Below are 10,935 nucleotides of genomic sequence, written 5' to 3'. Positions count from 1 at the left end.
GTCACGCAGGGGGTCGCGGGTTCGAGTCCCGTCCGTTCCGCCACCCTAATTAGGGGCGTAGTTCAATTGGTAGAGCACCGGTCTCCAAAACCGGGTGTTGGGAGTTCGAGTCTCTCCGCCCCTGCCAGAAATCATCCTTAGCGAAAGCTAAGGATTTTTTTTATCTGTAACAACCCTCTCCGAAGTAAATCCTTCCACCGGCATCCTTGCCAGTCATTTTGATTAATACACTTCATCCAGCACGTTAATTTTCAATAGATCACGAATCAACGCATTTTTATCGCTATTTTGCAGCCATATGGCATAAAGCGGCCGTGAAAGTGTTGTGCTATCGACAACGGTATGCAGGCCGCCCTTTTTACGCGCCCAACTGACGGGTAGCCAGGTGCAACCATTAAGCGTCGCAATCTGTTGCTGTGCCAATTCAGCTGAACTCGTTGTCAGAATGGGAACTTCGTCAGCACCGATCAAACCTGCCTCATGCTGTTGAAAATCTGGCCCCCACTCTAATCGCAGATAGTTTAGATCTCCCTTTAGTTTAGAAGGGGCACTGGTATAAAGCGCTAAAGTGAAATACCCCAGCAACTGACTGCTAAACTCGTCCATTTTGGGTGCTTCAGTAGTAATAAGAAGATCAAGCTGGCGTTCATGCAGCTGTTTTACCAGAGACTGCCGTTGGGCAATTCGCGCTTCGAACTGTAAACCTGTATGGGTATCCTGGTTTTGATACAAGCGTCCCAACCACTGATTAAGCATACATTCCCACAACGAGGCGCTGGCACCGATAGAAAACTCATTATGTCGTGAGGTATGCGCCACCTCCTTACGGGCGGCCTGCCAGGTACTCATGAGCGTTTCTGCATAGGGCAGTAGCTTTTCACCGGCAGCGGTTAAACGGATATTGTTTCTGTGGCGGGTGAAAAGGTTCACACCCAGTTGATTTTCCAGTTGTCTGATTCGAAAGCTCACTGCTGACTGGGTCAGATAGAGCGATTCAGCTGCTCGACCAAAGTGACGCGTTCGGCTAACTTCCAGGAAAGTTTTTAACAATTCCGTATCCACAGTGCTCTCCGCAAAATTATTTGTCGTTATGATTTAAATGTTTTGTTTTACACTCTGTCAAGCGTAACTAATACTCCGCGCCATAACTAGCTCGGTCAAAGAATTAGGAGCGTGCAGGATGGCGGAAAGCTTTACGACGACTAATCGATATTTCGACAATAAACATTATCCACGTGGATTCTCTCGTCATGGTGATTTCACCATCAAAGAGGCACAACTGCTTGAGCGTCATGGTTATGCCTTCAATGAGCTGGATCTCGGCAAACGCGAGCCGGTTACCGAGGAAGAGAAACTCTTCGTAGCAGTATGCCGTGGCGAACGTGAGCCAGTGACAGAAGCAGAACGCGTGTGGTCCAAGTATATGACGCGTATCAAGCGTCCAAAACGTTTTCACACCCTTTCCGGCGGTAAACCGCAGGTTGAAGGTGCTGAAGACTACACCGATTCTGACGATTAATAAAAAGGGCGAAATGCCCTTTTTTTTATGTCAGTAGTTTTTGCAGATGGATGAGCAAACGGTCAATGGCACGATAGCTAACTGCCTCCTGCAAATGCTGACGTGTGATAATGTCGGACTGATCAATATCAGCAATGGTTCGTGCAACTTTCAGTAACCGCTGCCAGGCACGAATCGATAACCCCAGATGGATCAGCGTTTCTTCCAGCCACTGCGCATCTTCGCTCTCAAGCTTGCAGAATTGGCGTATTTCCGGACTATCCAGCCAGGCATTCAGTTTATTCTGCCGCTTAAATTGGCGCTCTCTGGCGGCCATTACGCGTTGTTTAACGGTGGCGCTGTTTTCCCCCTGAACAACCGCTTTACTCAAAATACCGGGTGGCGGTAGTGGGATCTCCAGTGAGAGGTCGAATCGGTCAAGAAAGGGACCAGAGAGTCGGTTGAGATAACGCAGCGTTTGCTCTGGTGTGCAGCGGTTATGGTTTCCCTGATAATGTCCGGTAGGGCTGGGATTCATCGCCGCGACAAGCTGGAAACGGGCTGGATAGGTTATTTTTGCTCGCGTGCGTGAAAGATGGATCTGCCCGGATTCAATCGGCTCTCGCAAGGCATCCAGTGTACGCCGTTCAAATTCAGGTAGCTCATCAAGAAAAAGCACGCCGTTATGCGCCAGCGAAATTTCACCAGGCCCTGGAATTGCACCACCGCCCACCATCGCAGTTAACGACGCACTGTGATGAGGTGAGCGGAACGGGCGCTGCCGCCATTGTTTTTGTACTGATTCAGCATTTACCAGACTTAATATCGCAGCGCTCTCCAGTGCCTCTTCATTGCTTAAATCTGGCAACAGGCCATTAATACGGCTGGCGAGCATTGTTTTACCTGTTCCCGGCGGTCCAATCAGTAAAAGGTTGTGCCCGCCAGCGGCGGTAATTTCCAGTCCTCGCTTTCCTTGCTCCTGACCGACAACATCACTGAGATCATGTTGTAGCGCCCGGGATACTGCATCAGTTGGTTTCGGGCGTTCGAGAGCGTGCTTACCTTCCAGAAACGCACAGACAGCCTGCAGATGATCGGCTATCAGGCATCCTTCACCGTTAATTAGCCCCACTTCATCTTCGTTATCTTTCGCGACGATAATTTTTCTGCCCGACTTAATGGCTTCAGTTGCACTGGAGATTGCGCCGGGAACGCCACGTAGAGCGCCTGTAAGCGCCAGTTCTCCGACTAATTCATATTCATCTAACTTATTGGCTGTAAGCTGTTCTGAGGCCGCCAGCAACGCAATGGCGATAGGTAAATCATATCGTCCCCCTTCTTTTGGCAGATCGGCTGGAGCAAGGTTGATGGTGATTTTTTTCGCCGGATATTCATATCCGCTATTGATAATGGCGCTGCGCACGCGATCGCGAGCTTCTTTTACCGTTGTTTCTGGTAAGCCCACCATCGTTAAGCCGGGTAGACCTTTACTGATATGTACCTCAACAGTGATTGGGGGCGCATTTACTCCCAGGGCTGCGCGGGTATGAACAATTGACAGTGACATAAGCCCTCCTTGAGTCGCCATTATGTGCATAAGATATCGCTGCTGTAGCCCGCTAATTCGTGAATTTTAGTGGCTGATTCCTGTTTATTTGTGCAAGTGAAGTTGAGTTGTTCTGGCGGTGGAACGATGCTCGCAAAAATGCAGTGGACAAAGGATTAACTACGAGGAAGGGAACAACATTCATACTGAAATTGAATTTTTTTCACTCACTGTTTTCTTTTTAAAAAACAACAATTTCTATTGAAATTATTAAAGGCATCATAAAAATCGGCCAAAAAATATCTTGTGCTATTCGCAAAATCTATGGTAACTCTTTAGGCATTCCTTCGAACAAGATGCAAGAAAAGACAAAATGACAGCCCTTCTACGAGTGATTAGCCTGGTCGTGATTAGCGTGGTGGTGATTATTATCCCACCGTGCGGGGCTGCACTTGGACGAGGAAAGGCTTAGAGATCAAGCCTTAACGAACTAAGACCCCCGCACCGAAAGGTCCGGGGGTTTTTTTTTGACCTTAAAAACATAACCGAGGAGCAGACAATGAATAACAGCACAAAATTCTGTTTCTCAAGATTCAGGACGGGGAACTAACTATGAATGGCGCACAGTGGGTGGTACATGCGTTGCGGGCACAAGGTGTGAATACCGTTTTCGGTTATCCGGGTGGCGCAATTATGCCGGTTTACGATGCATTGTATGACGGCGGCGTGGAGCACTTGCTGTGCCGGCATGAGCAGGGCGCGGCAATGGCGGCTATCGGTTATGCCCGTGCTACCGGCAAAACTGGCGTATGTATCGCCACGTCTGGTCCGGGCGCAACCAACCTGATAACCGGGCTTGCGGACGCGCTGTTAGATTCCATCCCTGTTGTTGCCATCACCGGTCAGGTGTCCGCTCCCTTCATCGGCACCGATGCATTTCAGGAAGTTGATGTCCTGGGATTGTCATTAGCCTGTACCAAACACAGCTTCCTCGTACAGTCTCTGGAAGAGTTGCCGCGCATCATGGCTGAAGCATTCGAAGTTGCCAACTCAGGTCGTCCCGGTCCGGTTTTGGTCGATATCCCAAAAGATATCCAGTTAGCCAGCGGCGATCTGGAACCCTGGTTCACCACCGTTGAAAACGAAGTGACTTTCCCACATGCCGAAGTCGAGCAAGCGCGTCAGATGTTGGCAAAAGCGCAAAAACCGATGCTGTACGTTGGCGGTGGCGTGGGTATGGCGCAGGCAGTCCCTGCATTACGAGAATTTCTCTCTGCCACAAAAATGCCTGCCACCTGCACGCTGAAAGGACTTGGCGCAGTTGATGCGGATTATCCGTACTATCTGGGCATGCTGGGGATGCACGGCACCAAAGCGGCGAACTTTGCGGTGCAGGAATGTGACTTGTTGATCGCCGTGGGTGCACGTTTTGATGACCGGGTAACTGGCAAACTGAACACCTTCGCACCACACGCCAGTGTTATCCATATGGATATCGACCCGGCAGAAATGAACAAGCTGCGTCAGGCGCATGTGGCATTGCAGGGTGATTTAAATGCTCTGTTACCGGCATTACGACAGCCGTTGAATATCAATGACTGGCAGCAACACTGCGCGCAGCTGCGTGATGAACATGCATGGCGTTACAACCATCCCGGTGATGCTATCTACGCGCCGTTGTTGTTAAAACAACTGTCGGATCGTAAACCTGAAGATTGTGTAGTAACCACAGATGTAGGGCAGCACCAGATGTGGGCCGCGCAGCACATCGTCCACACTCGCCCGGAAAATTTCATCACTTCAAGCGGATTAGGCACCATGGGGTTTGGTTTACCGGCAGCGGTTGGTGCGCAAGTTGCGCGACCGAACGATACCGTCGTCTGTATCTCCGGTGACGGCTCTTTCATGATGAATGTGCAAGAGCTGGGCACCGTAAAACGCAAGCAGTTACCGTTGAAAATCGTCTTACTCGATAACCAACGGTTAGGGATGGTTCGACAATGGCAGCAACTGTTTTTCCAGGAACGATATAGCGAAACCACCCTTACCGATAATCCCGATTTCCTCATGTTAGCCAGCGCCTTCGGCATCCCTGGCCAACACATCACCCGTAAAGACCAGGTTGAAGCGGCACTCGACACCATGCTGAACAGTGATGGGCCATACCTGCTTCATGTCTCAATCGACGAACTTGAGAACGTCTGGCCGCTGGTGCCGCCTGGCGCCAGTAATTCAGAAATGTTGGAGAAATTATCATGATGCAACATCAGGTCAATGTATCGGCTCGCTTCAATCCGGAAACCTTAGAACGTGTTTTACGCGTGGTGCGTCATCGTGGTTTCCACGTCTGCTCAATGAATATGGCCGCCGCCAGCGATGCACAAAATATAAATATCGAATTGACCGTTGCCAGCCCACGGTCGGTCGACTTACTGTTTAGTCAGTTAAATAAACTGGTGGACGTCGCACACGTTGCCATCTGCCAGAGCACAACCACATCACAACAAATCCGCGCCTGAGCGCAAAAGGAATATAAAAATGACCACGAAGAAAGCTGATTACATTTGGTTCAATGGGGAAATGGTTCGCTGGGAAGACGCGAAGGTGCATGTGATGTCGCACGCGCTGCACTATGGTACCTCAGTTTTTGAAGGTATCCGTTGCTATGATTCGCACAAAGGACCAGTTGTATTCCGCCATCGTGAGCATATGCAGCGTCTGCATGACTCCGCCAAAATCTATCGCTTCCCGGTTTCGCAGAGCATTGATGAGCTGATGGAAGCGTGTCGTGACGTGATCCGCAAAAACAATCTCACCAGCGCCTATATCCGTCCGCTGATCTTCGTCGGTGATGTTGGCATGGGCGTAAACCCGCCAGCGGGATACTCAACCGACGTGATTATCGCCGCTTTCCCGTGGGGAGCGTATCTGGGTGCAGAAGCGCTGGAGCAGGGGATCGATGCAATGGTTTCCTCCTGGAACCGCGCAGCGCCAAACACCATCCCAACCGCGGCAAAAGCCGGTGGTAACTACCTCTCTTCTCTGCTGGTGGGTAGCGAAGCGCGCCGCCACGGTTATCAGGAAGGTATCGCGCTGGACGTGAATGGTTATATCTCTGAAGGTGCGGGCGAAAACCTGTTTGAAGTGAAAGACGGTGTGCTGTTTACCCCACCGTTCACCTCATCCGCGCTGCCGGGGATTACCCGTGACGCCATCATCAAACTGGCGAAAGAACTGGGAATTGAAGTGCGTGAGCAGGTGCTGTCGCGCGAATCACTGTACCTGGCGGATGAAGTGTTTATGTCTGGTACAGCGGCTGAAATCACGCCAGTGCGCAGTGTAGATGGTATCCAGGTAGGCGAAGGCCGTTGTGGCCCGGTTACCAAACGCATCCAGCAAGCCTTCTTCGGCCTCTTCACCGGCGAAACCGAAGATAAATGGGGCTGGTTAGATCAAGTTAATCAATAAATACAAAAAATGGGACGGCACGCACCGTCCCATTTACGAGACAGACACTGGGAGTAAATAAAGTATGCCTAAGTACCGTTCCGCCACCACCACTCATGGTCGTAATATGGCGGGTGCTCGTGCGCTGTGGCGCGCCACCGGAATGACCGACGCCGATTTCGGTAAGCCGATTATCGCGGTTGTGAACTCGTTCACCCAATTTGTACCGGGTCACGTTCATCTGCGCGATCTCGGTAAACTGGTCGCCGAACAAATTGAAGCGGCTGGCGGCGTTGCCAAAGAGTTCAATACCATTGCGGTGGATGATGGGATCGCTATGGGCCATGGGGGGATGCTTTATTCACTGCCATCTCGCGAACTGATCGCTGATTCCGTTGAGTATATGGTCAATGCCCACTGCGCCGACGCCATGGTCTGCATCTCTAACTGCGACAAAATCACCCCGGGGATGCTGATGGCTTCCCTGCGCCTGAATATTCCGGTGATCTTTGTTTCCGGCGGCCCGATGGAGGCCGGGAAAACCAAACTGTCCGATCAGATCATCAAGCTCGATCTGGTTGATGCGATGATCCAGGGCGCAGACCCGAAAGTCTCTGACTCCCAGAGCGATCAGGTTGAACGTTCCGCATGCCCAACCTGCGGATCGTGTTCCGGGATGTTCACCGCTAACTCGATGAACTGCCTGACCGAAGCTCTGGGCCTGTCGCAGCCGGGCAACGGCTCGCTGCTGGCAACCCACGCTGACCGTAAGCAGTTGTTCCTCAATGCCGGTAAACGCATTGTTGAATTGACCAAACGTTACTACGAACAGGATGATGAAAGCGCACTGCCGCGTAACATCGCCAGTAAGGCGGCGTTTGAAAACGCCATGACGCTGGATATCGCGATGGGCGGATCGACTAACACCGTACTTCACCTGCTGGCGGCGGCACAGGAAGCGGAAATCGACTTCACCATGAGTGATATCGATAAGCTCTCCCGCAAAGTACCGCAGCTGTGTAAAGTCGCGCCGAGCACCCAGAAATACCATATGGAAGATGTTCACCGTGCTGGTGGTGTTATCGGTATTCTCGGCGAACTGGATCGCGCGGGGTTACTGAACCGTGATGTGAAAAACGTAATTGGCCTGACGTTGCCGCAAACACTGGAACAATACGACATCGTCGTGACCCAGGATGATGCGGTAAAAAATATGTTCCGCGCTGGCCCTGCGGGCATTCGTACTACACAGGCATTCTCGCAGGATTGCCGCTGGGATACGCTGGACGACGATCGCTCCAATGGCTGTATCCGCTCGCTGGAACACGCCTACAGCAAAGACGGCGGTCTGGCGGTGCTCTACGGTAATTTCGCAGAAAACGGCTGCATCGTTAAAACCGCAGGCGTCGATGACAGCATCCTAAAATTCACCGGCCCGGCGAAAGTGTACGAAAGCCAGGACGACGCGGTAGAAGCGATCCTCGGTGGCAAAGTTGTCGCGGGCGATGTGGTGGTGATCCGCTATGAAGGCCCGAAAGGCGGCCCTGGCATGCAGGAAATGCTCTACCCAACCAGCTTCCTGAAATCAATGGGGCTCGGCAAAGCCTGTGCGCTGATCACCGATGGACGCTTCTCCGGCGGCACCTCTGGTCTTTCCATCGGCCACGTCTCGCCGGAAGCGGCAAGCGGCGGCAGCATTGGCCTGATTGAAGATGGTGACCTGATCGCTATCGACATTCCGAACCGTGGCATTCAGTTACAGGTAAGCGATGCCGAACTGGCGGCCCGTCGTGAAGCGCAGGAAGCCCGTGGCGACAAAGCCTGGACGCCGAAAAACCGTGAACGTCAGGTTTCCTTTGCCCTGCGCGCCTACGCCAGCCTGGCAACCAGCGCCGACAAAGGCGCGGTGCGCGATAAATCGAAACTGGGGGGTTAATGATGGCAGACTCACAACCCCTGTCTGGTGCTCCGGAAGGCGCCGAATATTTAAGAGCGGTGCTACGTGCACCGGTTTACGAGGCGGCGCAGGTCACGCCGCTACAAAAAATGGAAAAGCTCTCGTCGCGTCTTGATAACGTGATTCTGGTGAAGCGCGAAGATCGCCAGCCGGTACACAGCTTTAAGCTGCGCGGTGCATACGCCATGATGGCGGGCCTGACGGAAGAACAAAAAGCGCATGGCGTGATCACTGCCTCGGCGGGTAATCACGCGCAGGGCGTCGCGTTTTCTTCCGCACGGTTAGGCGTGAAGGCGCTGATCGTCATGCCAACCGCCACCGCCGATATCAAAGTTGATGCGGTACGCGGCTTTGGCGGCGAAGTGTTGCTTCATGGCGCGAACTTTGACGAAGCAAAAGCGAAAGCGATCGAACTGTCACAGCAGCAGGGCTTCACCTGGGTGCCACCGTTCGACCACCCGATGGTGATCGCTGGGCAAGGCACGCTGGCGCTGGAGCTGCTCCAGCAGGACGCTCATCTCGATCGCGTATTTGTGCCGGTCGGCGGCGGCGGCCTGGCGGCGGGTGTGGCGGTGCTGATCAAACAGCTGATGCCGCAAATCAAAGTGATCGCCGTTGAAGCGGAAGACTCCGCCTGCCTGAAAGCGGCGCTGGATGCGGGTCATCCTGTGGATCTGCCGCGCGTGGGGCTGTTTGCTGAAGGCGTTGCGGTAAAACGCATTGGCGACGAAACCTTCCGTTTGTGCCAGGAGTATCTCGACGACATCATCACCGTCGATAGTGATGCTATCTGTGCGGCGATGAAGGATTTATTCGAAGATGTGCGCGCAGTGGCGGAACCTTCCGGCGCGCTGGCGCTGGCGGGAATGAAAAAATACATCGCCCAGAACAATATTCGCGGCGAACGACTGGCGCATGTGCTTTCGGGGGCGAATGTCAATTTCCACGGCCTGCGCTACGTCTCGGAACGCTGCGAACTGGGTGAACAGCGTGAAGCGTTGCTGGCGGTGACTATCCCGGAAGAGAAGGGCAGCTTCCTGAAGTTCTGCCAACTGCTTGGCGGGCGCTCGGTCACCGAGTTCAACTACCGCTTTGCCGATGCCAAAAACGCCTGCATCTTTGTCGGCGTGCGCTTAAGCCGCGGCCTCGAAGAGCGCAAAGAAATTTTGCAGATGCTCAACGATGGCGGCTACAGCGTGGTTGATCTCTCCGACGACGAAATGGCGAAGCTACACGTGCGCTATATGGTTGGCGGGCGTCCATCGCATCCGTTGCAGGAACGCCTCTACAGCTTCGAGTTCCCGGAATCGCCGGGCGCGCTGCTGCGCTTCCTCAACACGCTAGGTACCCACTGGAACATTTCGCTTTTCCATTATCGCAGCCACGGTACCGACTACGGGCGCGTACTGGCGGCGTTCGAGCTTGGCGACCACGAACCGGATTTCGAAACCCGGCTAAATGAGCTGGGCTACGATTGCCACGACGAAACCCATAACCCGGCGTTCAGGTTCTTTTTGGCGGGTTAATGGTTCGGTAAAATCTTCCAGAAAGCCTCAATCAGCGGCTCATGCAGCCGCTTTTTTTGTGCACAAACGCCCAGCTCAAACGGCGTTTTCTCATCGCTACGCTCCAGAATCATCACGCGGTTACGCACCGGTTCCGGGCTGTTTTCCAGCACCACTTCCGGCAACAAGGCCACGCCGCAGCCGAGCGCCACCATCGAAACCATCGCTTCGTGCCCGCCGACCGTGGCGTAAATCATCGGGTTACTGATTTTATTGCGTCGGAACCACAACTCAATGCGGCGGCGCACCGGCCCCTGATCTGCCATGATAAACGGCACGGTAGACCAGTCCGGCTTCTCTACCGAAACCTGATTACGCACCGGGCACGGTAGGGCAGGCGCGATCAGCACCACTGCCAGATTCTCCAGCATCGAAAACGCCACCGCACCGGGCAGCGTCTCCGGCTTCCCGGCAATCGCCAGATCCGCTTCCCCCGTCACCACTTTTTCCATCGCATCCGCCGCATCACCGGTAGTGAGTTTGATCTCCACTGACGGGTGTTCCGCGCGGAATCTGTCAAGAATCGGCGGCAGATGGCTGTAGGCAGCGGTCACCGAGCAGAAGATATGTAATTCGCCAGAGAGCGACGGTCCTTGCTGGTCGATGGTGTGGCGCAATTGCTGATACTGCAACAGTGTTTGCTGGGCGAAAACGCGCAGTTCTTCGCCCGCTTCGGTCAGCGTCACCGTACGGTTATCGCGCACAAACAGCGGCTGACCGAGATCTTCTTCCAGGCGCTGAATCTGTCGGGAAAGCGTGGATGGACTAACGTGCATCGCCCGCGCGCTGCGGCCAAAATGGCGGCTTTCCGCCAGATGCAGGAAGGTTTTCAGATCGCGTAAATCCAATGGGGCAGCCCTCAATGTTGACGTTGCAAAAATTGCAATGTGACGTTGTGAATATATCAATTTCCGCAATAAAT

Annotated in this window: 11 protein-coding genes and 1 tRNA gene; 9 read left to right on the top strand and 3 right to left on the bottom strand. The window is 53.3% G+C overall.

What is annotated here, in order from left to right:
* Positions 1-51: 51 nt before the first annotated feature.
* Positions 52-127 (top strand) — tRNA-Trp (locus tag AACU19_RS19205).
* A 95-nt stretch (positions 128-222) separates the two neighbouring features.
* On the opposite strand, the gene hdfR is transcribed toward AACU19_RS19205, so the two are convergent.
* The gene (gene hdfR / locus AACU19_RS19200) at positions 223-1,062 is read right to left on the bottom strand and encodes an HTH-type transcriptional regulator HdfR (protein WP_032185545.1); all 840 of its coding nucleotides are present in this window, start codon (positions 1,060-1,062) and stop codon (positions 223-225) included.
* Positions 1,063-1,180: 118 nt separating this feature from the next.
* Between hdfR and maoP the strand changes: the two genes are divergently transcribed.
* Complete coding sequence (gene maoP, locus AACU19_RS19195) at positions 1,181-1,519, top strand: macrodomain Ori organization protein MaoP (RefSeq protein ID WP_000841001.1); 339 nt, start codon at positions 1,181-1,183, stop codon at positions 1,517-1,519.
* Positions 1,520-1,544: 25 nt separating this feature from the next.
* Here maoP and AACU19_RS19190 read toward each other — a convergent pair whose 3' ends face one another.
* Positions 1,545-3,065 carry a YifB family Mg chelatase-like AAA ATPase gene (locus AACU19_RS19190; RefSeq protein ID WP_103253853.1) on the bottom strand — a complete coding sequence of 507 codons (1,521 nt, stop codon included), beginning with the start codon at positions 3,063-3,065 and terminating at the stop codon, positions 1,545-1,547.
* A gap of 352 nt (positions 3,066-3,417) precedes the next feature.
* Here AACU19_RS19190 and ilvL point away from each other — a divergent pair, with 352 nt between their 5' ends.
* The 7 genes from ilvL to ilvA all read left to right on the top strand — a co-directional run bounded on the left by ilvL (position 3,418) and on the right by ilvA (position 9,974).
* On the top strand, positions 3,418-3,516 hold the full coding sequence (gene ilvL, locus AACU19_RS19185; RefSeq protein WP_001311244.1) for an ilv operon leader peptide: 99 nt from the start codon (positions 3,418-3,420) through the stop codon (positions 3,514-3,516).
* A gap of 87 nt (positions 3,517-3,603) precedes the next feature.
* Positions 3,604-3,654 (top strand): peptide IlvX, encoded by a 51-nt coding sequence (gene ilvX, locus AACU19_RS19180; RefSeq protein ID WP_001387183.1) that lies wholly within the window; start codon positions 3,604-3,606, stop codon positions 3,652-3,654.
* Positions 3,655-3,656: 2 nt separating this feature from the next.
* Positions 3,657-5,303: an acetolactate synthase 2 catalytic subunit gene (gene ilvG / locus AACU19_RS19175; RefSeq protein WP_001012636.1), complete on the top strand. Its 1,647-nt coding sequence runs from the start codon at positions 3,657-3,659 to the stop codon at positions 5,301-5,303.
* Positions 5,300-5,563 carry an acetolactate synthase 2 small subunit gene (gene ilvM, locus AACU19_RS19170; RefSeq protein ID WP_000983255.1) on the top strand — a complete coding sequence of 88 codons (264 nt, stop codon included), beginning with the start codon at positions 5,300-5,302 and terminating at the stop codon, positions 5,561-5,563. Before ilvG ends, ilvM begins: the two co-directional genes overlap by 4 nt.
* Positions 5,564-5,582: 19 nt before the next feature.
* Positions 5,583-6,512 carry a branched-chain-amino-acid transaminase gene (gene ilvE / locus AACU19_RS19165; protein WP_000208520.1) on the top strand — a complete coding sequence of 310 codons (930 nt, stop codon included), beginning with the start codon at positions 5,583-5,585 and terminating at the stop codon, positions 6,510-6,512.
* Between the two features lie 64 nt (positions 6,513-6,576).
* Positions 6,577-8,427: a dihydroxy-acid dehydratase gene (gene ilvD, locus AACU19_RS19160; RefSeq protein WP_105279221.1), complete on the top strand. Its 1,851-nt coding sequence runs from the start codon at positions 6,577-6,579 to the stop codon at positions 8,425-8,427.
* A 2-nt stretch (positions 8,428-8,429) separates the two neighbouring features.
* Positions 8,430-9,974, top strand: a complete 1,545-nt coding sequence (ilvA, locus tag AACU19_RS19155; protein WP_024218700.1) for a threonine ammonia-lyase, biosynthetic — start codon at positions 8,430-8,432, stop codon at positions 9,972-9,974.
* Here ilvA and ilvY read toward each other — a convergent pair.
* Positions 9,971-10,861 (bottom strand): HTH-type transcriptional activator IlvY, encoded by an 891-nt coding sequence (gene ilvY, locus AACU19_RS19150; RefSeq protein WP_000365790.1) that lies wholly within the window; start codon positions 10,859-10,861, stop codon positions 9,971-9,973. The two genes, ilvA and ilvY, sit on opposite strands and share 4 nt — an antisense overlap.
* Positions 10,862-10,935 lie beyond the last annotated feature (74 nt).

This window comes from Escherichia sp. MOD1-EC4550, from assembly GCF_963876935.1.
In the GTDB taxonomy this organism is placed as follows: Bacteria; Pseudomonadota; Gammaproteobacteria; order Enterobacterales; family Enterobacteriaceae; genus Escherichia; species Escherichia coli_F.
Note: the sequence above shows the minus strand (reverse complement) of the source record. Positions and strands in the feature narration are given on the sequence as shown.

Bases quoted from the DNA above. Each gene is read 5' to 3' on its own strand.
- maoP (WP_000841001.1), top strand. From the start codon at position 1,181: ATGGCGGAAAGCTTTACGACGACTAATCGATATTTCGACAATAAACAT.
- ilvA (WP_024218700.1), top strand. From the start codon at position 8,430: ATGGCAGACTCACAACCCCTGTCTGGTGCTCCGGAAGGCGCCGAATAT.
- ilvL (WP_001311244.1), top strand. From the start codon at position 3,418: ATGACAGCCCTTCTACGAGTGATTAGCCTGGTCGTGATTAGCGTGGTG.
- ilvD (WP_105279221.1), top strand. From the start codon at position 6,577: ATGCCTAAGTACCGTTCCGCCACCACCACTCATGGTCGTAATATGGCG.
- ilvG (WP_001012636.1), top strand. From the start codon at position 3,657: ATGAATGGCGCACAGTGGGTGGTACATGCGTTGCGGGCACAAGGTGTG.
- AACU19_RS19190 (WP_103253853.1), bottom strand. From the start codon at position 3,065: ATGTCACTGTCAATTGTTCATACCCGCGCAGCCCTGGGAGTAAATGCG.
- ilvM (WP_000983255.1), top strand. From the start codon at position 5,300: ATGATGCAACATCAGGTCAATGTATCGGCTCGCTTCAATCCGGAAACC.
- ilvE (WP_000208520.1), top strand. From the start codon at position 5,583: ATGACCACGAAGAAAGCTGATTACATTTGGTTCAATGGGGAAATGGTT.